This is a genomic window from Streptomyces sp. NPDC043896 (genome assembly GCF_056435605.1).
Genome location: NZ_JBWKEE010000012.1, coordinates 61807 through 86750, shown reverse-complemented (window position 1 = coordinate 86750; position 24944 = coordinate 61807). Strand labels below are relative to the sequence as shown.

Annotated in this window: 22 protein-coding genes and 1 pseudogene; 17 read left to right on the top strand and 6 right to left on the bottom strand. The window is 72.5% G+C overall.

Translation table 11 applies throughout. The features are described 5' to 3' along the window. Positions 1-20: 20 nt before the first annotated feature. Positions 21-788: a type I methionyl aminopeptidase gene (gene map, locus AC069X_RS19210; RefSeq protein ID WP_478729779.1), complete on the bottom strand. Its 768-nt coding sequence runs from the start codon at positions 786-788 to the stop codon at positions 21-23. A 64-nt stretch (positions 789-852) separates the two neighbouring features. Here map and AC069X_RS19205 point away from each other — a divergent pair, with 64 nt between their 5' ends. The 8 genes from AC069X_RS19205 (at position 853) to wsfD (ending at position 9761) form a co-directional block, all read left to right on the top strand. After that, complete coding sequence (locus tag AC069X_RS19205; protein ID WP_361603255.1) at positions 853-1104, top strand: helix-turn-helix domain-containing protein; 252 nt, start codon at positions 853-855, stop codon at positions 1102-1104. Positions 1105-1262: 158 nt separating this feature from the next. Continuing rightward, positions 1263-1463 (top strand): hypothetical protein, encoded by a 201-nt coding sequence (locus tag AC069X_RS19200; RefSeq protein WP_478729778.1) that lies wholly within the window; start codon positions 1263-1265, stop codon positions 1461-1463. A gap of 23 nt (positions 1464-1486) precedes the next feature. Further along, positions 1487-3364 (top strand): hypothetical protein, encoded by a 1878-nt coding sequence (locus tag AC069X_RS19195; protein ID WP_478729777.1) that lies wholly within the window; start codon positions 1487-1489, stop codon positions 3362-3364. 167 nt (positions 3365-3531) lie between these two features. Further along, a complete protein-coding gene (locus AC069X_RS19190; protein ID WP_478729776.1) occupies positions 3532-4374 on the top strand; it encodes a nitrilase-related carbon-nitrogen hydrolase in 843 nt (280 codons plus the stop codon). Then, the gene (locus AC069X_RS19185; RefSeq protein WP_478729775.1) at positions 4371-5666 is read left to right on the top strand and encodes an aspartate aminotransferase family protein; all 1296 of its coding nucleotides are present in this window, start codon (positions 4371-4373) and stop codon (positions 5664-5666) included. The genes AC069X_RS19190 and AC069X_RS19185 overlap by 4 nt, the downstream gene beginning before the upstream one ends. A 10-nt stretch (positions 5667-5676) precedes the next feature. Then, positions 5677-7077 (top strand): dihydropyrimidinase, encoded by a 1401-nt coding sequence (hydA, locus tag AC069X_RS19180; RefSeq protein ID WP_478729774.1) that lies wholly within the window; start codon positions 5677-5679, stop codon positions 7075-7077. Between the two features lie 55 nt (positions 7078-7132). Beyond that, positions 7133-8164 carry a TIGR03842 family LLM class F420-dependent oxidoreductase gene (locus AC069X_RS19175; RefSeq protein WP_478729773.1) on the top strand — a complete coding sequence of 344 codons (1032 nt, stop codon included), beginning with the start codon at positions 7133-7135 and terminating at the stop codon, positions 8162-8164. A gap of 493 nt (positions 8165-8657) precedes the next feature. Next, positions 8658-9761, top strand: a complete 1104-nt coding sequence (wsfD, locus tag AC069X_RS19170) for a glycan biosynthesis hexose transferase WsfD (protein WP_478729772.1) — start codon at positions 8658-8660, stop codon at positions 9759-9761. Positions 9762-9853: 92 nt separating this feature from the next. Here the strand turns inward: wsfD and AC069X_RS19165 are convergent, their stop codons facing one another. The 3 genes from AC069X_RS19165 to AC069X_RS19155 all read right to left on the bottom strand — a co-directional run bounded on the left by AC069X_RS19165 (position 9854) and on the right by AC069X_RS19155 (position 11845). After that, positions 9854-10294 (bottom strand): Imm1 family immunity protein, encoded by a 441-nt coding sequence (locus AC069X_RS19165; RefSeq protein ID WP_478729771.1) that lies wholly within the window; start codon positions 10292-10294, stop codon positions 9854-9856. Positions 10295-10437: 143 nt separating this feature from the next. Further along, on the bottom strand, positions 10438-11208 hold the full coding sequence (locus AC069X_RS19160) for a transposase (protein WP_403636391.1): 771 nt from the start codon (positions 11206-11208) through the stop codon (positions 10438-10440). Between the two features lie 76 nt (positions 11209-11284). Then, complete coding sequence (locus AC069X_RS19155; RefSeq protein WP_478729770.1) at positions 11285-11845, bottom strand: SUKH-4 family immunity protein; 561 nt, start codon at positions 11843-11845, stop codon at positions 11285-11287. Positions 11846-11971: 126 nt separating this feature from the next. Between AC069X_RS19155 and AC069X_RS19150 the strand changes: the two are divergent. The 4 genes and pseudogenes from AC069X_RS19150 to AC069X_RS19135 form a co-directional block, all read left to right on the top strand. Beyond that, positions 11972-12457, top strand: a pseudogene (locus AC069X_RS19150) (LLM class flavin-dependent oxidoreductase); the annotation flags it as partial. A 102-nt stretch (positions 12458-12559) separates the two neighbouring features. Continuing rightward, positions 12560-15478, top strand: a complete 2919-nt coding sequence (locus tag AC069X_RS19145) for a right-handed parallel beta-helix repeat-containing protein (protein ID WP_478729769.1) — start codon at positions 12560-12562, stop codon at positions 15476-15478. 251 nt (positions 15479-15729) lie between these two features. Continuing rightward, complete coding sequence (locus AC069X_RS19140) at positions 15730-16767, top strand: alpha/beta hydrolase (protein WP_478729768.1); 1038 nt, start codon at positions 15730-15732, stop codon at positions 16765-16767. A gap of 164 nt (positions 16768-16931) precedes the next feature. Then, the gene (locus tag AC069X_RS19135; protein WP_478729767.1) at positions 16932-17729 is read left to right on the top strand and encodes an IMP dehydrogenase; all 798 of its coding nucleotides are present in this window, start codon (positions 16932-16934) and stop codon (positions 17727-17729) included. A gap of 74 nt (positions 17730-17803) precedes the next feature. Here the strand turns inward: AC069X_RS19135 and AC069X_RS19130 are convergent, their stop codons facing one another. Next, positions 17804-18877, bottom strand: coding sequence for a S1C family serine protease (locus tag AC069X_RS19130; RefSeq protein ID WP_478729766.1), 1074 nt, complete (start codon positions 18875-18877; stop codon positions 17804-17806). A 128-nt stretch (positions 18878-19005) separates the two neighbouring features. Between AC069X_RS19130 and AC069X_RS19125 the strand changes: the two genes are divergently transcribed. The 3 genes from AC069X_RS19125 (at position 19006) to AC069X_RS19115 (ending at position 21948) form a co-directional block, all read left to right on the top strand. Further along, positions 19006-19830 (top strand): inositol monophosphatase family protein, encoded by an 825-nt coding sequence (locus AC069X_RS19125; protein WP_478729765.1) that lies wholly within the window; start codon positions 19006-19008, stop codon positions 19828-19830. 184 nt (positions 19831-20014) lie between these two features. After that, entirely contained in the window at positions 20015-21433 is a 1419-nt protein-coding gene (locus AC069X_RS19120) for a phytoene desaturase family protein (RefSeq protein WP_478729764.1), read from the top strand. Continuing rightward, complete coding sequence (locus AC069X_RS19115) at positions 21433-21948, top strand: O-acetyl-ADP-ribose deacetylase (RefSeq protein ID WP_478729763.1); 516 nt, start codon at positions 21433-21435, stop codon at positions 21946-21948. Before AC069X_RS19120 ends, AC069X_RS19115 begins: the two co-directional genes overlap by 1 nt. Positions 21949-22061: 113 nt before the next feature. Here AC069X_RS19115 and AC069X_RS19110 read toward each other — a convergent pair whose 3' ends face one another. Beyond that, entirely contained in the window at positions 22062-22544 is a 483-nt protein-coding gene (locus AC069X_RS19110) for an Lrp/AsnC family transcriptional regulator (RefSeq protein ID WP_478729762.1), read from the bottom strand. A gap of 279 nt (positions 22545-22823) precedes the next feature. Between AC069X_RS19110 and AC069X_RS19105 the strand changes: the two genes are divergently transcribed. Both AC069X_RS19105 and AC069X_RS19100 read left to right on the top strand, forming a co-directional pair. Next, on the top strand, positions 22824-23735 hold the full coding sequence (locus AC069X_RS19105; RefSeq protein WP_478729761.1) for a DMT family transporter: 912 nt from the start codon (positions 22824-22826) through the stop codon (positions 23733-23735). Continuing rightward, entirely contained in the window at positions 23728-24915 is a 1188-nt protein-coding gene (locus AC069X_RS19100) for an amino acid aminotransferase (protein ID WP_478729760.1), read from the top strand. The genes AC069X_RS19105 and AC069X_RS19100 overlap by 8 nt, the downstream gene beginning before the upstream one ends. Positions 24916-24944 lie beyond the last annotated feature (29 nt).

The following is a 24944-nucleotide window of genomic DNA, read 5'->3' as shown; positions in this document are numbered from 1 at the left end:
GGCGGTCGGCGGCAGCCGCACTAGAGGGCGGTGAGGATCCTCGGGCCGCGGGTGGTGATCGCGACCGTGTGCTCGGCGTGCGCGGCGCGGGAGCCGTCGGTGGTGCGCAGGGTCCAGCCGTCGGGGTCGCAGACGTAGTCGTCCGTCCCGCCCGCGATCAGCATCGGCTCGATGGCGAGGACCATGCCGGGGCGCAGCTTCATGCCGCGCCCCGGCGGGCCCTCGTTGGGGACGCCCGGGTCCTCGTGCATACCGCGGCCGATGCCGTGGCCGCCGAAGCCCTCGGGAACGCCGTACCCGGCGGAGCGGCAGACGGTGCCGATGGCGTGGGCGATGTCGCCGATCCGGTTGCCGGGCACGGCGGCGGCGATGCCGGCCGCCAGGGCCCTCTCGGCGGTCTCGACGAGTCGCAGGTCCTCGGGGCGGGGGCGGCCGACGGTGAAGCTGACGGCCGCGTCCCCGCACCAGCCGCGCAGCTTCGCCCCGCAGTCGATGCTGACCAGGTCGCCGTCGCTCAGCCGGTACGCGCCGGGGATGCCGTGGACGATGGCGTCGTTGACCGAGGCGCACACCACCGCCGGGAAGGGCACGGGCGCGAAGTGCGGCCGGTAGCCGAGGAAGGGGGAGGCGGCGCCCGCCTCGCGCAGCACCGCGCGGGCGGTGGCGTCCAGCTCCAGCAGGGAGACCCCCACCCGGGCGGCGCCGCGCACGGCTGCCAGGGCCTGCGCGACCACCCGGCCGGCGGCGCGCATCTCGTCGATCGATCTGTCCGTCTTCAGTTGCACCATGCCAATAACTATACCGGTATTTGTTTACCGGGATAGTTATTGGCGTGCGGGGTAGGATGGGGGCATGGTCCGTACCCCCCTGACACCCGAAGAGCGCGAGCGCGGCGAGCGCCTGGGCGCCCTGCTGCGCGAGGCGCGCGCCGGCCGCAGCATGGTCGAGGTCGCGGCCGGCGCCGGGCTCTCCGCCGAGACGCTGCGCAAGATCGAGACGGGCCGTGCGCCCACGCCGGCCTTCTTCACGGTCGCCGCCCTCGCCGGCGTGCTCGGACTCTCCCTGGACGAGGTCGTGCGGCGCTGCGCGCTCGTGCCGGCCTGACGCTCGGTCCCGGTGCGCCTCGGCGCGGCGCGGCCCGGCCCGGGTGGGGCCGGTCGCGCGGCCGCCGGTGGGCTCCTTCGCGGGCGTGTCCGGCCGCCGGACGGCCCAAAACGCGGTGGAAGGGCCCGCCCGGGGGCAGACGTACGGGCGTGTCAGTGATGAACGCGACGAAACGCCTCGGTCTCGCCCTCCTCGGCGCCCTCCTCGCGGCCGGCCTGCTGGCCGCCGCCTGCTCCACCCCCGCGGGGCGGACCTCCGCCCTGGCCCCGGCGCCGGCCGGCGCCGTCCTCACGGCGGGCGGGAGCGCGGTGGACGCGGGTTCGCCGTCAAGGTTTGAGATGTCCGTAGCCCGCCCGTAACACGGGTGGGATGCAATGCGTGCATGGAGACGCCGACTGCGCTGGTGATCGGGCAACTCACGGACTACCTGCGGGGGCTGACGCAGCGACTCGATCCCGGAGCCGGCTGGTACGGGGAGTTCCTGCGGCGGGACCCGGAGGGGATGCGCGCCTGTCTCGACGGCGTGGCGGTCCCGCCCTGGGACGTACTGGAATCCCTGCTCGGCGACCTGCCGGGGGAGCAGGGCGGGGCGGCGGACGAGGCCCGGTACGCGGCCGCGCTGCGGGCGGCGGCCGTCGCCGCGTGGGACGCCCAGGCGGGCGGGCCGTGGGAGTTGCGGAGCCTGCTCGCCACGGCGGAGGCGCAGCGGGCCGCGCTGGAGGAGGCCCTGCGGACCCTGACGGCCCGGCTCGCCGGCACCGCGGACCCGGCGGAGGCCGCCGCCCTCGACCGGGAGCTGGCCTGGACCCGGGACGACGCGGCGCGGGCCGCCGCGCGGCACGCGGACCTGGCGGCCCGGCTGGCCGCCTTGCCGCCGGATTCGCGGCCGCGCTCGGAGCCGGGGCCGTGGCCGGAGCCGCCGGGGTCGCAGCCTCGGCAGGGTTCTCGGCCCGGACCGGGGTCGTGGCCGTGGCCGGAGCCGCCGGGGTCGCAGCCTCTGCCGGAGCCGGAGCCGGAGCCGCTGCCCGCCGTTCCGGCGCAGCCGGAGGGCGGCCGGTGGCTGCGCGGGGCCCGGCGCGCCGGGGGAGCCCGGTACGCGGGCGCGGGGGACGCCCCGCCGCCCGGGTCCGCCGCCACCGTCCCGGAGCTCCCCGTCCCGCCCCCGCGCGGCGCCCGCTTCGCCCGCCTGGCCCCACCCCCACAGCCCCCGACCCCGGCCGCGCCCCCGCCCCGGGCCGCCGCCCCGCAGCCCCACCCGGCCGCCGCCGGTCCCGAGCCCAGGCCGAGCCCCCCGGCCGCGCCCGCCGCCACCTACGCGTCAGCGGCCCCGGGCCCGTATCAGGCCGCCGGTGATCCCGCGTACCCGGCCGCCGCCCAGGCTCCGCATCCGGCTGCCGGCGGTGCCGGGCCCCGGCTGAGCCACCCGGCCGCGCCCGCCTCCTACGCGGCAGCGGCCCCGGGCCCGCACCCGGCCGCGCCCTACGCGGTAGCGGCCCCGGGCCCGCACCCGGCCGCCGGTGATCCCGCGTACCGGCCCGGCCACCCGGATGCCGCCCCGCCCCCGCACCCGGCCGCCCGCGCGGCAGCGCTCCCGCACCCGGCCGCTCACGCGGCAGCGCTCCCGCACCCAGCCGCTCACGCGGCCCCGCCCCCGCACCAGGCCGCCGCTCATGCCGGGGGTGACCCCGCGTCCGACGACGTCTCCGTGTGGGGGAGTCCCGGCGGGGGTGCCGCAGGCGGGCCGCGCGGGGGGTTCACCGCCGAGTTGCTCGCGCTGCGGGCCCAGGGGCGCAGCGGCGAGGCGCACGCCCTGCTGTGCGAGGCCGCCGCCTGGCCGGCCGCCGAACTTCCCGCCCTCGCCGACGAGCTCGGCCGCGCGGGCCTCGCCGCTGACTGGGCCACCCTGCTCTGGGAGGCGGCCTCGCTGCCGCCCGACCGGCTCGCCGCGGCCGCCGCCGCCCTCGGTGAGGCGGGCCGGGAGGCCGACTGCGACGGGCTGCTGCGCCAGGGCGTGGCCCGCCCGGCCGCCGAAGTGGCCGAGGCCGCGCTCGCTCTCGGCGCGGCGGGCCGGGACCGCGAGGCCCAGGCCCTGCTGGCCGCGTTCGTCCGGCTGCGCACCGCCGAGGAGGCGGCCGGCCTCGCCCGCCGGGACCCGCACTGGTTCGCCCCCCGGCTGCTGCGCGCGGCCCGCGCCCAGTCCGCCACGCGCCACCGCGACCTGGCGCACGCCCTGCGGGTGGCCGGGATCCCGGTGGCTTGAACCGCCCGTCTGCTGACCGCAATCGACCACGGGGCGACGTAACTTGATCGACTACTCCAACCGCGCAAGGTGGTCTTGCCCCGCGCTGTGACGGGGCCTACCTTCGACTCCCTACGCACACCGTCTACGTGCGTAGAAGTCGGCGTTCCCGTCGCGAGGAGCAGCTCATGGCCCAAGTCGTCCGCGCCGCACTCGTCCAGGCCACCTGGACCGGAGACACCGAGTCGATGATCGCCAAGCACGAGGAGCACGCCCGTCGGGCCGCGGCCCAGGGCGCGAAGATCATCGGATTCCAGGAGGTGTTCAACGCCCCCTACTTCTGCCAGGTCCAGGAGCCCGAGCACTACCGCTGGGCCGAACCGGTCCCCGACGGCCCCACCGTCCGCCGGATGCAGGACCTGGCCCGCGAGACCGGCATGGTGATCGTCGTCCCGGTCTTCGAGCTGGAGAGCGAGGGCTTCTACTACAACACCGCCGCCGTCATCGACGCCGACGGCAGCTACCTCGGCAAGTACCGCAAGCACCACATCCCCCAGGTCAAGGGCTTCTGGGAGAAGTTCTACTTCCGCCCCGGCAACCTCGGCTGGCCGGTGTTCGACACCGCCGTCGGCAAGGTCGGCGTCTACATCTGCTACGACCGCCACTTCCCCGAGGGCTGGCGCCAGCTCGGCCTGGGCGGCGCCCAGCTGGTCTACAACCCCTCCGCCACCTCGCGCGGCCTGTCGGCGTACCTGTGGCAGCTGGAACAGCCCGCCTCCGCCGTCGCCAACGAGTACTTCGTCGCCGCCATCAACCGCGTCGGCCAGGAGGAGTACGGGGACAACGACTTCTACGGAACCAGCTACTTCGTCGACCCGCGCGGACAGTTCGTCGGCGAGGTCGCCAGCGACAAGGAGGAGGAACTCCTCGTCCGCGACCTGGACTTCGACCTGATCAAGGAGGTCCGCGACCAGTGGGCCTTCTACCGCGACCGCCGTCCCGACGCCTACGGAGGACTCGTCCAGCCGTGACCAACCCCATCCCGCTGCACAGCCGCCACCGCACCGTCCTGCCCGACTGGCTCGCGCTCTACTACGACCGCCCCATCGAGCTCACCCACGGCGAGGGCCGCCACGTCTGGGACGCGGACGGCAACCGCTACCTCGACTTCTTCGGCGGCATCCTCACCACGATGACCGCGCACGCCCTGCCCGAGGTCACCAAGGCCGTCGCCGAACAGGCCGGGCGGATCATCCACTCCTCCACCCTGTACCTCAACCGGCCCATGATCGAGCTGGCGGAACGGGTCGCCGCCCTGTCCGGCATCCCCGACGCCCGGGTCTTCTTCACCACCTCCGGCACCGAGGCCAACGACACCGCCCTGCTGCTCGCCACGACGTACCGCCGCTCCAACCAGATCCTGGCGATGCGCAACAGCTACCACGGCAGGTCCTTCTCCACCGTCTCGATCACCGGCAACCGGGGCTGGTCCCCGACCAGCCTCTCCCCGCTCCAGACCTACTACGTCCACGGCGCGGTCCGCACCCGAGGCCCCTTCGCCCACCTCGACGACGCCGCCTTCACCGCCGCGGCCGTCGCGGACCTGGAAGACGTACTGGGCCAGGCGCGCGGGGGAGTGGCCGCGCTCATCGCCGAACCGGTCCAGGGCGTCGGAGGCTTCACCTCCCCGCCCGACGGCCTGTACGCCGCCTTCCGCCAGGTCCTCGACCGGCACGGCATCCTCTGGATCAGCGACGAGGTGCAGACCGGCTGGGGCCGCACCGGCGACAACTTCTGGGGCTGGCAGGCCCACGCCCAGAACGGCCCGCCGGACGTCCTCACCTTCGCCAAGGGCATCGGCAACGGCATGTCCATCGGCGGTGTCGTGGCCCGCGCCGAGGTGATGAACTGCCTCGACTCCAACTCCATCTCCACCTTCGGCGGCTCCCCGGTCACCATGGCGGCCGGCCTCGCCAACCTCGCCTACCTGCTCGACCACGACCTCCAGGGCAACGCCCGCCGCGTCGGCGGCCTGCTCCTGGAGCGGCTGCGCGCCGTCACCGCCTCCGTTCCCGCCGTACGGGAGGTCCGCGGCCGGGGCCTGATGGCCGGCATCGAACTGACGAAGCCCGGAACCGACCAGGCCGACCCGCAGGCGGCGGCCGCCGTCCTGGAGGCCGCCCGGGAACGCGGGCTGCTCCTCGGCAAGGGCGGCGGGCACGACACCAGCGTGCTGCGCATCGCGCCGCCGCTCTCCCTCACCGTCGCCGAGGCGGAAGAGGGCGCCGAGATCCTCGAACAGGCGCTGCGCAGCATCCAGTAGGGGGACGCACATGAGCATCCGTACGCTGATCAGCGGCGGCCTGGTCGTCACCGCCGCCGACGAGCTCCACGCGGACGTCCTGATCGAGGACGGCCGGGTGGCGGCCCTCGCCGCGCACGGCTCGGCGGCGGCCCGGGCCTGGACGGCCGACCGCACGATCGACGCGAGCGGGAAGTACGTCATCCCCGGCGGGGTCGACGCGCACACCCACATGGAACTCCCCTTCGGCGGCACGGCGGCCTCGGACACCTTCGAGACCGGCACCCGCGCCGCCGCCTGGGGAGGCACCACCACCATCGTCGACTTCGCCGTGCAGAGCGTGGGGCGCTCCCTGCGCGAGGGCCTCGACACCTGGTACGACAAGGCCGACGGCCAGTGCGCCGTCGACTACGCCTTCCACATGATCCTCTCGGACGTCAACGAGGGCACCCTGAAGGAGATGGACCTCCTCGTCGGGGAGGGAGTCACCTCCTTCAAGCTCTTCATGGCCTATCCCGGCGTCTTCTACAGCGACGACGGGCAGATCCTGCGCGCGATGCAGCGGGCCTCCGGCAACGGCGGGCTGATCATGATGCACGCCGAGAACGGCATCGCGATCGACGTCCTCGTCGAGCAGGCCCTGGCACGCGGGGAGACCGATCCGCGCCACCACGGCGAGGTCCGCAAGGTGCTCCTGGAGGCGGAGGCCACCCACCGGGCGATCCAGCTCGCGAGGGTCGCCGGCTCCCCCCTCTACGTGGTCCACGTGTCGGCCGAAGAGGCGGTGGCGGAACTGGCCGCCGCCCGGGACAAGGGGCTGCCGGTCTTCGGCGAGACCTGCCCCCAGTACCTGTTCCTGTCCACCGACAACCTGGCGGAACCGGACTTCCAGGGCGCCAAGTACGTCTGCTCCACCCCGCTGCGCCCGCGCGAGCACCAGGCGGCGCTGTGGCGGGGCCTGCGGACGAACGACCTCCAGGTCGTTTCCACCGACCACTGCCCCTTCTGCTTCCGAGGCCAGAAGGAGCTCGGCCGGGGCGACTTCTCCAAGATCCCCAACGGTCTCCCCGGCGTCGAGAACCGCATGGACCTCCTGCACCAGGCGGTCCTGGACGGGCACATCACCCGCCGCCGCTGGATCGAGATCGCCTGCGCGACACCGGCCCGGATGTTCGGCCTCTACCCGCAGAAGGGCACCATCGCGCCCGGCTCCGACGCCGACATCGTCCTCTACGATCCGCACGCCGAGCAGGTCATCTCCGCCGAGACGCACCACATGAACGTGGACTACTCGGCGTACGAGGGCAGGCGGATCACCGGGCGCGTCGACACGGTCCTCTCGCGCGGCGAACTCGTCATCGAACGCCGGGAGTTCACCGGCCGGGCCGGCCACGGAGCCTTCGTCCCCCGCTCCACCTGCCAGTACCTCTAGGCGGTGCCGGGGCCCGCACGCCCCGGCGCCCGTACTCCCCAGCAAGGAGCGACGTATGGACTTCGGCCTCGTCCTGCAGACCGACCCGCCCGCCTCCCAGGTCGTCAGCCTCATGAAGCGCGCGGAGCGCAACGGCTTCCGCTACGGCTGGACCTTCGACTCGGCGGTGCTGTGGCAGGAGCCGTTCGTCATCTACAGCCAGATCCTCGCCAACACCCGCAAGCTCCACGTCGGCCCGATGGTCACCAACCCGGGCACCCGCACCTGGGAGGTCACCGCCTCCACCTTCGCCACCCTCAACGACATGTACGGCAACCGCACCGTCTGCGGCATCGGCCGCGGCGACTCGGCGATGCGCGTCGCCGGCCGCGCCCCCAACACCCTGGCCCGCCTGGGCGAGGCCATCGAGGTCATCCGAGACCTGGCCGAGGGCCGCGAGGCGGTCGTGGACGGCAACCCGATCCGCATCCCCTGGATCAAGGAGGGCAGACTCCCCGTCTGGATGGCGGCGTACGGACCGAAGGCCCTCGCCCTGACCGGCCAGAAGGCCGACGGCTTCATCCTCCAGCTGGCCGACCCGTTCCTCACGGAGTGGATGGTCAAGGCCGTCCGCCAGGCTGCCGCCGAGGCCGGCCGCGACCCGTCATCCATCACCATCTGCGTCGCCGCCCCGGCGTACGTCACGGCCGATGATTCCCCGGCCGCCCTGGCCCATGCCCGTGAGCAGTGCCGCTGGTTCGGCGGGATGGTCGGCAACCACGTCGCCGACCTGGTCTCCCGCTACGGGGAGCACTCGGGCATGGTCCCGGATGCCCTCACCGAGTACATCAAGGCCCGCCAGGGCTACGACTACAGCCACCACGGCCGCGCCGGCAACCCGTCCGCCGACTTCGTCCCGGACGAGATCGTGGACCGCTTCTGCATCCTGGGCCCGGCCGAGGCCCACATCGAGAAGCTGCGGGCGCTGCGCGACCTGGGCGTCGACCAGTTCGCGGTCTACGACATGCACGACGCCCGGGAGGCCGTCATCGACGCGTACGGGGAACGGGTTATCCCCGCAGCCAGCGGCGAGGTGGACGCTGGGTAAAGGTGGACTAAAATGTGCCGGTGAGTGAGCAGAGAGCGCATGTGCGAATAGCGGGACAAATCGGGCGGTAGTGTTCGTTCGGGCCGCTGGTCGGCCTCGCGGCGGCCGTCCGGATCTTCCACGGCGGCCCGATCGGGATGGCGGACTACGGTGACGGCCCGTCCCGGATGTGCGCCCTCGACACCTCCGTCCACCTCGACAAGGGGTCCTGGTGGTGGTTCCACTACGCGAACTTCCGGTATGACCAGGCCAAGCCGGAGGCGTGCACCTCCGAGAACACCTATCCGGGCGCTGGCAAGTGGATGCCCATGCCGGCCCGCCCGCTGAGCCACCTGCTCGGCTATCCCGGTGCGCTCGACCTCCGGGCCCAGGCGCTGCTCTGGTGCGCCCTCGTGGGGCTGGCCTTCGCGGTCTTCGCCGTCGCGCTGCGGGGCCCGCTCATGCTGCGCCTCCTGGTCTGCGGCGCGCTGTTCCTGGTGGCGGGGACTCGGTGGTGGCGGGGTACGCGGCCTCGCCGTTCAGTGAGCTGGCCGGGCTGGCCGGGCTGCTGTTCGCCGCGGTCGGCGCGGTCCACCTCGGCGATTCGCCCCGGGCCAGGCTCGGCGGGCTGCTGCTGTTCACCGTTGGGTCGGTCACCCTGGTCGGCTCCAAGATGCAGGCCCTCACCATGGCCGTCCCCCTCCTGGCGCTCCTCCTCTTCTCCAAGGTGCCGGTCGGCCGGCTCGCCGGCCGCTTCTCCGCCCGGGTGCTCCCCCTCGCGGGCGCACTGGTGATCGGAGCGGCGGGCACGCACACGCTGGTGTTCCAGATGGAGGCGTTCAAGGAGATCAACCGGACCGAAATGATCTTCGTCGGGATCACGGGCAAGAGCCCCGACCCGGCCAAGGGCGCCGTCGAGCTCGGCCTCCCCGCCGGCTTCGGCCAGTACGCCGGGCTGAACTGGTGGGGCGAGAAGGCGCCCCAGAAGGATCCGCGCTGGCCCGAGGTGAAGGACCGCATCACCTACGCCAACATCGGCACTTACCTGGCCAAGCACCCGGGCGTCGCGCTCCGGATCGCCGACGGCGGGCTGGACGACTTCGGCGCCTCCCGGCCGGACAACCTCGGCTCCTACCCCGGCAGCGCCGGCAAGCCTGAAGGCACCCAGGAACACCGGCTGGCCCTCTACGCCGGATTCCTGCGGGCCCTCGGCGGCGGCCGGAGCCTGGTGGCTGCGCCGCAGCGAGGACAATCCGCGCCGCCGGGCCTTCCTGGCCATGATGATCTGCCTCGCCGGGTGCACGCTGACCCAGTTCGTCACCGCCATGTACGGCGAGGCGATCGAGAACACCAAGCACCTGATCTACGGCATCTTCGCGACCGGCCTGGCCTTCGTCCTGGCGGCTGCCACCGTGCTGTGCCCTTCCACCACCACGCGGCTCGCGACCGAGGAAGAGAACCAGGGCGTCAAGAAGAGGTAGCAGGGTGTCTACGTAGAGCGCCCAGCCGTATCTGCGGTGAGCGGGATCTGTGGTGTCGGACATGTGAGGCGGTCCCTGCTGACTGTCCATTGCAAAATGCTCGGATGGGAATCCCGATCCGAGCATTCTCCATATGATCTTGACCGGCTTTCTATTCGGCTTCGATCGCTGTGGTACCCATGCATCGAGGGGCTTTACGCCTGCTCATGTCGGTGCCGCATATGTCGAACTAGAAGAGGTCGTCTACCTGCCATTGAACGCAGTCGGGTCGTTGACCTCCGGAGGCCAAAAATTCCTTCGCCGCTTGACGTGCAAGGTGCATCGGGATTTCTGAACGCCCCGAAAAATACGTGTCATGCCCTGCGATGAAATAAACCGGTGCCGGGTTGCCATCGTCAAGCCCGAGCGTGACATGGTTTTCGGTGTCTGCGAAAGAGACAAGTCCGACCTGCCGGTCCCGGTCAAGCCCAATCATCAATTCATGGTCCGGATTCCCGGAAGGTAGGAGTTCCCTCTCTAGTGAGTGGATCTGTGCGAGGTTCTGCCTGATTACCCCATTTGGTGGTTCCAGAAGGGCATCAAGGACCGCGTCTACATCCTCGGGAGTGTAGAGAAGTATCGGTTCATCTCCGTGCTCATCCCGATATCGTGCCTCGGCGATGGGTTTCACTGATTTCCTCCGTAGGTCTTTTTGGTCCGCTCACCGTCAACTTTCCAGTGGGCGGTGAGCGTTCGCCCTTCAAGCAAGGTGTCTAAGGGCTGTCCCGCAAGTGATCCCAGACGTGCTCCTCATCAGCCGTCGGCATAGATCCACTATCCGGTCAGGGCGAGGTTGTGGAGGCGGGCGATGCCGAGCATGGCGTGGTGGACGCCGTCGCCTTTGAGACGGCAGTCGCGCAGGATCTTCCAGGTCTTCATGCGGGCGAAGGTGTGCTCGACTCGGGCGCGGACTTTGCGGTGGGAGGTGTTGTGGGCTTCCTTCCAGGCCGGTAGCTCGGTCTGGCCGGGTTCTCGACGGTGCGGGATGATCAGGCCGGTGCCGCGGTAGCCACCGTCGGCGATCACGGTGGTGTTGCCGACCGAGTTCTTGGCTCCGGACAGTTCCCATGCCTTGCAGTCGTTGCGGTTGCCGGGCACGGGCCGGCCGACGGAGACGACAAGGCGTGAGTCGGCGTCGATGACGACCTGGTGGTTGGTCGAGTAGCGGTAGTTCTTGGACTGCTCGGCCACGCTGTGGTCCCGTGTCGGCACCAGGGTGCCGTCCACGATCAGCACCGTGTCTCTGCGAAAGCGGCTCCGCGGCCGCAGCGCGAGCAAGGGCCCGAGCTGGCTCACGATCCGGCCCGCGGACGACTTCGAGATCCCGAACAAGGGAGCCAGCTGCCGCAAGGTCAGGTTCGTCCGCCAGTACGCGGCAACCAGCAGCACCCGGTCTTCCAGCGGAAGACTCCACGGACGACCCCGGGAGACAAGAGGCGGTCCACACCGTCGCAGCATGGTGATCAGTTTCCCGAACTGCTTCGAACTCAGGCCGGAGTACGGCGCTATCCATGACGGCTCCGACGCCGTGATCACAGCCCCCACATGAAGATCATCTCAGTGGTGGGCCTGGCGTCCCTGCACGATCCAGACTTACGGGCCCCGGATCGGCCGGCCGAGGTCAGTAGAGCCAGCGGTCCAGGAGCCCTGGCCAGAAAAACCCCTCGTACCCGTTGAAGGCTGCCGGGTCGATCTCTTTCAGCTCCTCGGCCAGCCGGTTCAGCTCGGCGAAAGCCCGCTCTTCCTCCTCTTCGGAGAGGTATTCCTCCGGGTCGTCCGGCTCGCTGAGAAGCTTTGAGGCCGTGACGCGACTGCCGTAACGGTGAAGGACGTCGAGCCACACGTCGATACCCGAGTTGGCGAACCATGCCTCCCCGTCAGGCATGACGAAGTAGACCGCCCCGGTCTCCGGCTCGACGCCGAACGATGACTGTTCGGCCTGATCATCGGGGTCCGCCTGCTCGGTGAGACGGTAGAGCGGGCCGCGGGACGTGAGCAGGGCTGGCTCAGCCTCGCTCTGCATCGCGGCTCGTTCGATGAGGCGCGGAGCAACCGGGATGCCCACCTCGACGAGCTGTGCCTTCATGAAACCGGGGATCCGCCAGCGGGCCATAACATCCCGCCCGGCTCGCGTGACATGCCCCAGCCCGGCCCACTCGGTCAGTTGGTCGTACGTCGCCATCGAACGATCCTCTTCCATCGGCTGTGGCCCTGACCCTATCGAGCCGGTCTCAGGTCACGGCACGGCCGCACTTGCGGGACAGCCCTTAGGGCGTGATGGCAACCCAGTTTGACTTTGCATGGTCCAACGGAGTGGATGGTCAAGGCCGTCCGTCGGGCTGCCGCCGAGGCCGGCCGCGACCCGTCATCCATCACCATCTGCGTCGCCGCCCCGGCGTACGTCACGGCCGATGATTCCCCGGCCGCCCTGGCCCATGCCCGTGAGCAGTGCCGCTGGTTCGGCGGGATGGTCGGCAACCACGTCGCCGACCTGGTCTCCCGCTACGGGGAGCACTCGGGCATGGTCCCGGATGCCCTCACCGAGTACATCAAGGCCCGCCAGGGCTACGACTACAGCCACCACGGCCGCGCCGGGAACCCGTCCGCCGACTTCGTCCCGGACGAGATCGTGGACCGCTTCTGCCTGCTGGGCCCGGCCGAGGCCCACATCGAGAAGCTGCGGGCGCTGCGCGACCTGGGCGTCGACCAGTTCGCGGTCTACGACATGCACGACGCACGGGAGGCCGTCATCGACGCCTACGGCGCGCAGATCATTCCGGCGCTCGCCGGCTGACGGTCCGCCGTACCGGAGCGGATCCTCGGACACCCGCCTCCTGACATACGATCAGGAGCGCGGGTCGTCGCGGTTAACGGGGTGTTGATGTTCAGGTTGCTGGTGTCGCAGACGGACCCGAGGGGTCTGCGTACGATCGCCGAGGCGCTCGAGGCGCACGTGCCGACCGGACCGGTCCTGATCGACGTCGCGCCGGGCCACTACCGGACCGAGGCGCTCCGCTGCTGGGGGACGGTCGCCGTCAACGCGCTCGGCGGGCGTGGATCGGTCGTCATCGACGGGGCCGCCGAGTACAACTTCCGGGTGGAAGGCCACATGACCCTGCGGGGCCTGGTCCTGCGCAACTGGCACGAGACCGGGCGGGCGCTGGCCGTGGTGGGCGGTACCGGGGTGGTGGAGGACTGCGAGTTCCTCGCCAAGTCCGGCCAGGCGGTCAGCGCCTGGGGCGGGGCGGAGCTCTTCCTGCAGCGCAGCACCGTACGGGAGGGCGCCGTCGTCTACTCCGACGCCGCGGGCCTGATCGAGGGGAGCGAGGTGATCGGCTCCACCCTGTGCGGTGTCGCGCTGCGGGACGGCAGCCGGGTCAGCGTCCGCGACACCCGGGTACAGGGCGCCGCGGAGCACGGCGTCCTCGTGGCCTCGGGAGTGAACGCGCTGATCGAACAGTGCCGGGTCGAGGACGCCGGCCAGGCGGGGATCCTGGTCCGGGAGCACGCGCAGGCCGCCGTCCGTGCCAGCGAGATCCACCGCTCGGGACAGTGCGGCCTGGTGGTCCGTGACAGCGGGCAGGCCGATGTCCACGGCCTCCTCATCGCGGACTCGGCCGCCGACGGCGTCTGGTGCACGACCTCCGGCTCCCTGACCGCCGCCCGGATGACCGTGAGGGACGCCAAGGGCAACGGGGTGTCGGCGGACGAGCGGTCGACGGCCACCCTCACGGACTGCGAGGTCGTACGGGCAGGCACGCACGGGGTCCTGGCCGGCGACGGGGGCAGGACGGCCCTGGTCAGGGGAAAGGTCTCGGAGTCCGACATCGGGGTGGGCGTCACGGGCGACGGCTCCCTGATCCTGAACGGGACGCTGCTGGCACGCAACGGCCGGGCCGGCGTCGGCGTCGACGCCGGGGCGCGGGTGGTGCTCCAGGGCCTTACGGTCACCGAGACCGACGGGCCGGGGATCGTCACCGCGCAGGGCTCCCACGTCGAGATCCGGGACCTGGTCGCGGAGGGCAACAAGGCCGAGGACCGCCTGGACGTCCCGCCCGCGGCGACGGCCGCCTCGGCGCCGGCGCAGGCCCCCGCACGGGCCGAGCCCGCCCGGGCGGAGACGGCACCCGTGGCCGCCGAGGCGGTGGACGGGCTCCTCGCCGAACTGGACGCCATGGTCGGGCTGCGGGAGGTCAAGGACGAGATCCGGAAGCTGGTCAAGTTCCTGCGGGTCGCCGAGCAGCGCCGGGCGGCGGGGCTGCCCGAAGGGCCGGTGATCGGCCGGCACATGGTGTTCTCGGGCTCCCCGGGTACCGGCAAGACCACCGTCGCGCGCGTCTACGGCAGGCTGCTGGCCGCGTTGGGCGTGGTCGCCGGCGGGCACTTCACCGAGGTCTCCCGCGCCGACCTGGTCGGGTCGCACCTCGGTGAGACGACCGCGATGACCACCGCGGTCTTCAACAAGGCCCGCGGCGGCGTGCTGTTCATCGACGAGGCCTACACCCTCTCCCGCCGGTTCGGCACCGGCGCCGACTTCGGCCAGGAAGCGATCGACACGCTGGTCAAGCTGCTCGAAGACCACCGGGAGGAGGTCGTCGTCGTCTTCGCCGGCTACTCGGCCGAGATGCGCGGCTTCCTCTCCGCCAACCCGGGCCTGCAGTCGCGGATCTCCCGCACCATCGAGTTCGAGGACTACAGCCCGGACGAGCTGGTCGGCATCTTCGAGGGGCTGGCCGGGCAGTACGGCTTCGTGCTCGCCGAACCGACCCGTGCCGCACTGGCGGCCCACTTCCGGCAGGCCCGGCGCACCGAGAGCTTCGGCAACGGACGGGAGGCCCGCCGGATCTTCGAGGCCGCCCTCGAACAGCAGGCCCTCAGGCTGGCCGACCGCGACGACACCCCGTCCCCCGAGGAACTGGTGCTGCTCCTGCCCGACGACCTGGACGGAGTGGTCGACCGCGGACTGGGCGCACGGTTCACGGAGGCCAGGGATTCCGGGCAACTGGACACGATCCTCGGCGAGCTCTCGGCCATGGTCGGGCTGGAGGGCATCAAGGCGGAGATCCACGGCCTGACCGACCTGATCGTCACCTCCCGGCGGCGCCGGCAGGCCGGCCTTCCCGCCGACCCGATGCCGAGCCACCTGATCTTCTCCGGCCCGCCCGGCACCGGCAAGACCACGGTCGCGCGCCTGTACGGCTCCCTGCTCGCCGCCCTCGGCGTCCTGGCCCGTGGCCAGGTGGTCGAGGTGTCCCGCAGCGACCTGGTCGGCCAGTTCGTCGGGAGCACGGCCCTCCGGACCGCCGCCCAGTTCGAACGCGCCCGTGGCGGCGTCCTGTTCATCGACGAGGCGTACACCCTGTCCCGCCCCGGTGGGTCCGGAGCCGACTTCGGTCAGGAGGCGATCGACACCCTGGTGAAGCTGATGGAGGACCACCGGGACGAGGTCGTCGTGATCGCCGCCGGCTACACCGACGAGATGGCCTCCTTCCTCGACGTCAACCCCGGTCTGGCCTCCCGGTTCTCGGCCACCATCGCCTTCCCCGCCTACAGCCCCGAGGAGCTGCTCACCATCCTGGCCCACCACGCGGAGCGTTCCGGCTTCGAGACCCCGGACGCCACGCTCCGGGCGGTCCGCGCCCAGATCGCCGCCGACCCGGAGAGGTTCGCCCAGGGCAACGCCCGCGAGATCAGGAAGCTCTTCGACGAGGTCAAGAGCGCCCATGCCCGCCGCATCGCGGCCTTCGAACGTTCCGGCCGTGAAGCGACCCTGGACGATCTGCGCGTCCTCCTCCCGGAAGACGCCGTCTGGTAACCGAGGCGGCCGTCCCGTGCGGGCCGGTCCGATCGGCGGAAATCCTGGGGCTAAGCTGTCGTCGTGGGCGCACCCCGTCCGTCCCGGCCCGCGTCACGGGGGCCGTGCCGGACCGTGTGGTTCCGTACGGGACCCTGCGCCCGGCACTCCGGGGGCCGCACCAGCGTCGTGGGCCCCGGGTGTCCGGCCCCAACCGGGGGCCGCCGCCCCGTCGGACGGACCGGGCGCGTCATCGGTCCGAAAGTTCTCACGTGCTCAGACAGCTGTCCTCGTCCCGCGCCGTCCTCACCGGCGCCACCGTCCTGACCCTGGTCGTCTCCCTCGCGGGCTGCGGGAGCTCCGGGGACCGCAAGGGGAGCGCCCCGGCGGACGGCGAACCGGCGGCCACCGGCGCCGCGGCCGGCCCTGCGGCCGGACCCTCCGGCGGGCGGCGTGCCCCGGCCGAGGGGAAGGTGCAGATGCCGGCCGGCCCGGCCGCCGCCATGACGAAGGCCCGGGACACCGCCGCCGGCCCGATCACGACGACCCGTCTGGCCGGCCCGAAGTCCGGTGTGACCGGCCAGGTCTGGGTCTGGCTGCCGCCCGAGTACCACGACCCCAAGTACGCCCGGACGGGCTTCCCGGTGCTCACCCTGTTCGCGGGCGGCCAGAGCAACGGCTACAACACGTGGGCCGGCGGCGAGCTGCCCGTCCAGGAGGAGAACGCTCGGCTGGCCAGGGAGGGCAAGGCCCACCCCTTCATCATGGTCATGCCGGTGCAGAACTTCAGCGGCGACGAGCGCAAGAGCCTGGAATGCTCCGACATCCCGGGCCAGCCCAAGATGGCGACCTGGATGGCCCAGGACGTCCCGGACTGGGTCCGCGCCAACTTCCGCACCCTGAAGGGCCGCGACAGCTGGGGCGTCATGGGCGCCTCCACCGGCGGGTTCTGCAGCGCCAAGCTCGCCCTCCAGTACCCGGACGTCTACAAGGCGGCGGCGCCGATCGACGGCTACTTCATCCCGGACTCGCCCCTGTGGAAGGGCCACGACGCGGAGAAGGCGGCCAACAACCCCGATCAGCTGGTCACCCAGGGCAAGGCCGACGTGCGGATGCTGGCCACGGCCGGGGGCGCCGACGCGTACGAGAAGGGCGTGGTCAAGAGCTGGATGGCAAAGGCGGCCCCGCCGGTCACCATCGAGTACCACGAGCAGCCGGGCGGCAAGCACCTGACATCGGACTTCCGGAAGATGATCCCGGACGTCCTGCAGTGGTTCACCAGGAACCTGGCGCGCCCGACCGCCGACTGACGCGACGTCAGCTCGCTCATCGCGCCGTGGGCGGGGCGCAGTTGGCGCCCCGCGCACCGGGCCCCGACCTGCGGGGACTCGGTCGGTCTGCATGCCGGCTGGGGTACCATCCCGTATGGCGTAACGGAATTGAGCGCCTGTGCAGCACCGCGCGGACCGGGTCTGTGGTGCCCACCGGTGTCGATCCGGCCGCGCGTGCGAGCACCGTCCCGCCGGGCGCGCCCCCGCTCCCCTCACGTCCGGACTCCTCCGACGGCTACTCCGAGTACCAGGCGAAGACCCTCGAATTCGCACGGGCGGAGTACGGGGACGAGGTCCCCGTCGGCGCCGGCAACGTCGTCGACGGGCGGGCATTCCGCTATCTGGCCGACGCGGGCGCGGCGTTCGTGGAGGTCGGCATCGGCGGCGGTGCCATCTGCACCACGCGGGCCCAGAAGGGCATCGGCCGGGGCCAGGCCTCCGCGCTGCTCGACGTGGTCGAGGCGCGCGACGCCTACGCCCGGGAGACCGGGGTGTACGTACCGCTGTGCTGTGACGGCGGCCTGCTGAACGACTCGCACATGGCGATGGCGCTGGCGATGGGCGCCGACTTCATCATGCTCGGCCGCTACTTCGCCCGGCTCGACGAGAGCCCGTCGCGCAAGCTCCAGATCGGCGGCCAGTGGTACAAGGAGTACTGGGGCGAGGGCTCCCGGCGGGCGCAGAACGCGGCCCGGTACGGGCAGGGCGGCCGGATGGTCTTCGAGGAGGGAGTCGACGGCTACGTCCCGTACGCGGGCGGCCTGCACGACAACGTCGAGCGGACCCGCGCGAAGCTGACCGCCACGCTGATCAGCTGCGGATCGACGAACCTGCGGGACTTCCACCGGGACGCGGTGCTGGTTCCGGTCTCGGCGGAGTCCTTCAAGCAGACCGGGGCGGAGATCGAGGTGCGCCCGCCCGCCATCCACGCGGCGGAGTGACGCGCGAGTGAGCTGACCGGCCGGGCCCCCGCCCGGCCGTGACGGCCCCGTACCAGCGGCGCCGGCCCCTGCCCCTACCCCTTGCCCTTGTCGATGACGAGGTCCGTCGTCCAGGCCTCGCCCGACTTCATCTCCTTGCCGTCGGCGTTGATGGGGGAGTAGACGCCCGCCAGGGGCACCGACTCGCCGGGGGCCGCGGACTGGAGGACGTCGCAGACCTCCGCGAGCGAGGTGACGGGGGTGTCCTTCATGTCCGTGATCACGTCACCGGGGCCCAGATTCGCCTTGGCGGCCGGGGAGTTGGTCCGCGCGTACCAGACCATCATGCCGTCGACGTCCTTCAGTTCCTTCTGGGTCCGAGCCACGTCGGCGGCGTACTCCTCGGAGAAGTAGGTGGCCAGCTCCGGGTTCTTCAGGTCCACCAGCAGCCAGCCGGGGTCGTTCTTCACGTCGCCGCCGGCCAGCTGGTCGAGCAGAGGCCGGACGTGGTCGCTGCTGATGGCGTAGAACTGCCCCTGCACCCCTCCTCCCGAGAAGGAGAGCGTGTTGATCCCGATCACCTCGGCCTTGCCGTTGAGCAGCGGGCCGCCCGAGTTGCCCGGGTTGATGGTCGCCGAGTGCTGGATCGTCGAGGGATAGCGCGGCAGGGTCGGGTCCGGCGCGGAGTCCCTGACCTGCGGGTTCTGGACGGCACCGGTGGTGAACACGGGCTTCTGCGCGCCCTGCGCCTCGATCGAGTCCGGATAGCCGAGCGCGGTGACGCCGTCGGCGAACGAGACCTTCTCGCTGTCGCCGAACTTGGCTTCCTTCAGATCCGGTTGGGGGTTCGAGAAGGTCAGCACGGCGAGGTCCTCGCACGGGTCGATCCCCAGCAGGCGGGCGGCCGCGGGGGGCCGGTCCTCGACGGCGACCCGCAGGGACGGCTCGCCCTGCACCACGTGCGCGTTGGTGACGATGAGACCCTTCTCCGCGTCGTAGATGACCCCGGTACCGGCGCTGTAGGTCCCGATCACGTGCACCGTGGCCGGTGCGGCGCGTTCGTAGATCTCCTTGGGTGACAGGTCGTCGGCAAAGACCACCCCGCCGCTGCCGACCGTGAGTACCACCATCGTGGCCATCGCCACGGCACCCCCGGTGCGTCCCCTCATGAGCCCGCCGCCTTTCTCCCGCCACGGACGACCCCTTTTCAGGCTAGCCCCGTGGCAGGAAGGTGTCCTGCCGGGCACGGGCCCGCCCGGCAGTGGGGATCGGCGGCCCGCCGTGATGTGATGGGGGCATGATCGATGAGTTCCTGGCCCATGGCCTGCCCGAGGTGGAAGAAGCCGTCCGCAAGGCCGCGGCGGTCGAGATCATGCCCAGATTCCGGCAGCTCGCCGAGCACGAGGTGGACCACAAGAGCGGTCCGCACGACCTGGTGACCGTCGCCGACCGGAAGGCCGAGGAGTACCTCACCGCCTCCCTGACCCGGCTGCTGCCCGGCTCCGCCGTCGTCGGCGAGGAGGCCGTGCACGCCGACCCGAACGTCTACGGGGCGCTGCGCGCCGACGCCCCCGTCTGGATCGTCGACCCGGTCGACGGGACCCGGCAGTTCGTCAACGGCGACCCCGAGTTCTGCACCCTGGTGGCGCTCGCCCTGCGCGGCGAGATCCTCGCCTCATGGACCTTCGCCCCGGCCCTGGAGGAGATGTCCACCGCCGTGCGCGGGCAGGGCGCGTACGTCAACGGCGAGCGGATCCACAGCGGTTCGCCCGAACCGGGCGCCGACCTGCGCGTGGCGACCGCCCACCCCCTCTACACGTCCGAGGAGGACCGGCGCAGCCTGGCCCGGCTCGACGTACCGGGCGTCGCCGCCCGGCCCTGCGGATCGGCCGGCCTGGAGTACCTGAAGGTCGCGCGCGGGGAGATGGACGCCCTGGCCTTCACCTGGCCCTCCGCCTGGGACCACGCGGCCGGACTGCTGCTGGTCGCCGAGGCGGGCGGGGCGCAGAGCACCGTGGAGGGCGTGCCCTTCCGGGTGGACCGGGACAACGCCCTGCCGTTCGCGGTCGGTCGCGACGAGGCCACCGCCGTCCGCATCCGCGACCTGCTGCGGGGTGCGTGACCGTCGCTACGGGCCGGTGCGGACGGGCCGGACCCGGGCCACACCGCCTGGACCCTGTCGTCACAGCAGCGCCGGTCAGGCCCGCGACGCACGGCACCGGGCGCCGCGGGCCGGGCGAGACGCCGACGACAGGCCCTAGGGTGGGTGGGGCCAAGGCCGCCGCCGGACGAAGGAGCTGTTGTCAGTGCCGCCGATTCTCGACGCAGTCGTGGTGGGGGCGGGGCCCAACGGCCTGACGGCCGCGGTCGAACTGGCCCGCCGGGGACACTCGGTGGCCGTCTTCGAGGCCGCCGGTACGATCGGCGGCGGCGCCCGCACCGAGGAGCTGACGCTCCCCGGCTTCCGGCACGACCCCTGCTCGGCGGTGCACCCGCTCGGCGCCGGCTCGCCGGTCTTCGCGACCATGCCGCTGAAGCGCTACGGCCTGGAGTGGCTGCACGCCCCGCTGCCCATGGCGCACCCCTTCGACGACGGCACGGCCGCCGTGCTCTCCCGCTCCGTGGCGGAGACGGCGGCCTCCTTCGGGCCCCGCGACGCGGGCGCGTACCGGCGCCTGGTGGAACCGTTCCTCGGGAAATGGGACACCCTCGCCCGGGACTTCATGTCCCTGCCCAGCACCGCCCTGCCCCGGGACCCCGTCACCCTGGCCCGCTTCGGGCTCGCCGGACTGCCGCCCTCCACCTGGCTGCTGCGCCGCTTCCGGGACGACCGGGCGCGCGCCCTGTTCGCCGGGCTCGTCGCGCACGTCATCGCCCCGCTGGACGGCATCGCCACCGGCGCCGTCGGCCTGGTCTTCGCCCTCGCCGCGCACGCCGGCGGCTGGCCGATGGCCCGCGGCGGCTCGCAGTCCGTCTCCGACGCCCTCGCCGGCTACCTGCGGGACCTCGGCGGCACCATCCACACCGGCTTCGAGGTCAAGCGGCTCGACGACCTGCCGCCGGCCCGCGCGTACGTCTTCGACACCTCGCCGACCGCTCTGGCCCGCATCGCCCGCCTCGGACGCGCGTACGACGGCTACCGGTACGGCGCCGCCGCCTTCAAGCTCGACTACGCCCTCGACGGACCGGTGCCCTGGACCGCCGAGGCCCCCCGGCGGGCCGGAACCGTCCAGATCGGACCCGGCAGCCGCGACATCGACGCCGCCCTCCAGCTCGCCTCCGGCGGCCGCGCCCCGCGCAGCCCCTTCCTCATCACCGCCCAGCCCAGCCTGGCCGATCCCGGCCGGGCGCCCGAGGGCAAGCACGTCTTCTGGGCGTACGGCCACGTCCCCGCCGGCTGGGACGGCGACCTCACCGAGGCCGTGGAACGGCAGCTGGAGCGCTTCGCCCCCGGCTTCCGCGACCTGGTCCTGGCCCGGGCCACGGCCGGCCCGCCGCAGCTCGCGGCCCGCAACCCCAACTACGTCGGCGGGGACATCGCCTGCGGCGCCGCCTCCGGCCTCCAGCTGCTGCTCCGGCCGAAGCTCACCCTGTCCCCGTACACCACCGCCCACCCGGCGGTGTACCTCTGCTCCTCGGCGACCCCGCCGGGGCCGGGCGTCCACGGCATGTCCGGCCACAACGCCGCCAAGGCGGTATGGCGGCACCTGCGAAAGGCGAACTGATGGTGCGCATCACCCTCGTCCGGGGCGACATCACGGCCGAGAAGGCCGACGCGATCGTCAACGCGGCGAACTCCTCGCTGCTCGGCGGCGGGGGAGTGGACGGCGCCATCCACCGGCGCGGCGGCCCCGAGATCCTCGCCGCCTGCGAGGACCTGCGCCGCTCCCACTACGGCAAGGGCCTGCCGACCGGCCAGGCGGTCGCCACCACGGCCGGCCGGCTGGCCGCCGGGCACGTCATCCACACCGTGGGCCCGGTCTGGTCGCGCGAGGAGGACCGCTCGCACCTCCTCGCCTCCTGCTACCGCGAATCCCTGCGGGTCGCCGACGAGCTGGGCGCCCGTACGGTCGTCTTCCCGGCGATCTCCACCGGGATCTACGGCTGGCCGATGGACGACGGAGCCCGTATCGCGATCGAGACGGTCCGCGCCGCCCGCACCTCGGTGGAGGAGGTCCGCTTCGTCCTCTTCGACGAGGCCGCCTACGCCACCTTCGAGGCAGCGCTGGGCACGGATTAGACGCTCTGTCCCGGGAGGTTGTGGACGGGTGCCGGCCCCGGGCACCGCACTGCCCGCGCGTCTTGAGCCCCCGAGCGCCAGGAAGCCCGGGGCTCCCGGTCCCGCCGGGGCGGTCAGGGGGTCCGTGCGGTGCGGCCCGGGACGGGACGCGGATACGTACGGGACTGCTTCACGCTGCCGTACGCGAAGCTCGACTCGATCGAGGCGATCCCCGGAATGGCGTGGATGCGGTGGCGTACGAGGGACTCGTACGCCTCCAGGTCCTCGATGACCACCCGGAGGAGGTAGTCGCTGCTGCCCGCCATCAGGTAGCAGTCCTGGATGTGCTCGATGACCGCGACGTGTTCCTCGAACAGCGCGACCGCCTCCGCCGTGTGGCGCTCCAGGCGGATCCGGACGAAGACGGTGATCGGGAGCCCGAAGGACACCTGGTCCACCACGGCCGTGTAGCCGCGGATCAGGCCGGCCTCCTCCAGCCGCCGGACCCGGCGCAGGCAGGGGGAGGGGGAGAGGCGGACGCGGTCCGCGAGGTCCTGGTTGGAGAGCCGGCCGTCGGCCTGCAACTCCCGGATGATCTGCAGATCGACCGCGTCCACGGCTGCTCCTGGGGGTTCTACGGGGCTCTGCTGGGGTTTCTCCGCCGTTTCTTGGCAGATCCTGCCCCAAACGTATGTCCGAGCGGCAGAACTGGCAATCGGCTGCCCCGGCAAAAGCCCTAGCGTTGCCCGCGAACGGGCCGGACCGGTCCGCTCTCACAGGCTGGAGCAGATTCCTTGGTCGCGACCAACACCACCGGCGCGGCCGCGCCTCATGACACGGCGGTCCCGCCGGCCGGAAACCCCGGCCGGCGCGGACCGTCACCGCAGGCCCGCGGCATGGCCGCGCTGATCGTGACCGTGGCCATCTGGGCGGCGTTCGCGCTCAGCGCCCGCGGCCTGAGCGCCTCCTCCCTGCTGCCCGCCGACGCCGCCCTGCTGCGCTTCGGCGTCCCGCTGCTCGTCCTGCTGCCCGCCCTCTGGCGGCGCCGGCGCCGCATCGCCGCCGTGAAGCCGGGCGCCGCGCTCAAGATCATCTGTGGTGCGGGGGTGCCGTTCTTCCTGGCCGCGATGCACGGCGGGTCCCTGACCTCGGCCGCCTTCGTCGGCTCGATCGTCCCCGGCATGGTCCCGCTCTTCGTCGCCGCGCTGATGGCCGCCCGGGGCCGCGGAGTGCCCCGGGGCACGCAGGCCGCCGGGCTCGTCCTCATCGCCGCCGGTGTGGCCGCTCTCGTCTGGCGGTACGTCGTCCCCGTGGACACCGCCGTACTGGAGGGGGCCGGCACGCTCCTGGTGGCCAGCGGACTGTGGGCCCTCTACACGGTGGGCCTGCGGGACGTGGACCTCGACCCCGTCGGGTCGATCGGACTGCTGTGCCTGCCCTCCTTCGCGGTGATCGGGCTGCTGGTGCTGACCGGAGTGCTCCCGACGGGCCTCGCGCACGCGGCCGGCGCCGACATCGCGACGTTCCTCGTCGTGCAGGGGCTCGGGGTCGGGCTGTGCGCCGGCCTGCTGTACGCCTTCGCCATCCGCAGGCTCGGCGCCGAGCGCAGCTCCGTCGTGGGCAGCCTCAGCCCCGTGGCCGTCGTCCTCCTCGCCATCCCCGTCCTCGGCGAGTCCCCGACCCCGGCCGTCCTGATCGGCGTACCGCTGATCACCGCCGGCGTCGTCCTCGCCAACCGCCGCCGTACCCCCGCCCGTTCCGCCGCCGTCCGTCCCGCCCCCCGCCCCGAGGTCCCCGCAGATGCTTGAGCTCCTCCCCCCGCCGCCCACCGACCCCCTGTGGGACCTGACGTACGAGTTCGGCTCCGACGAGCGGGCCGAGCGGCTGAACCTGGTCCTCGGCGTCTACCGCGACCACACCGGCCGCACCCCGGTGATGGCCGCCGTCCGCGAGGCCGAGATGCGCCTCGCGGAGCGCTCCGAGTCCAAGGAGTACCGCGGGCTCTCCGGGAACGCCGCCTTCAACCGGGCCCTGCTGGACCTGGTCCTCGGCCCCCAGGGCCCCTCCGACCGCGCCGCCGCCGTGCAGACCGTCGCCGGCTCCGGGGCGCTGCGGCTGCTGGCCGACCTGATCTGCCGGACCCGCCCGGGCACCACGGTGTGGATCAGCGACCCCGCCTACGTCAACCACCGCCCCATCCTGGAGGCCGCCGGCCTGGAGGTCCGCACCTTCGGCTGGTGCGACGCCGCGGGCGGCTTCGACGCGGCCGGAGTCCTGCGCGACCTGGCCGGGGCGCGCCGCGACGACGTCGTCCTGCTCCAGGGCTGCTGCCACAACCCGACCGGCGCCGACCCGGAGCCCGAGGACTGGGCGGCGCTGGCCGACCTGGCGGCCCGGGACGGCTGGGTCCCGTTCGTCGACCTCGCCTACCACGGGCTCGGCGACGGGCTGGAGGCCGATCTGGCGGCCACGCGGCTGCTGGCCGAGCGCGTCCCGGAGATGCTCGTCGCCGTGAGCTGCTCCAAGAACTTCGGCCTCTACAGCGACCGCACGGGCTGCGCCATCGTCCTGGGCGCGTCCGCCCGCGCGGTGCGGCACGCCGAGACGGCGCTGCAGAACGCCGCCCGGACCCTGTACTCCATGCCGCCCGAGCACGGGGCCGCCGTCGTCACCACCGTCCTGGAGGACGCGGGGCTGCGCGACCTGTGGCGTGCGGAGCTGGACGAGATGCGGGGCCGGATCGAGACCAACCGGACGGACCTCGCCGCACGCCTGGACGCCCTGGGCTGGGAGGCGCAGGCGCGCTCGCTGGCACGGCAGCGGGGCATGTTCTCGATGCTGCCGCTGACGGCGCAGGAGATGCTCCGGCTGCGCCGCGAGTACGCCATCTACGGGACCACCGCGGGGCGGATCAACATCGCGGGCATCGGGGCCGACCGGATCCCCTGCCTCGCACGGGGCATCGCGGGAGTGCTGGCCGGCCGCTGACGGCCGGGGCGACGCAAGGGAGCACCGGC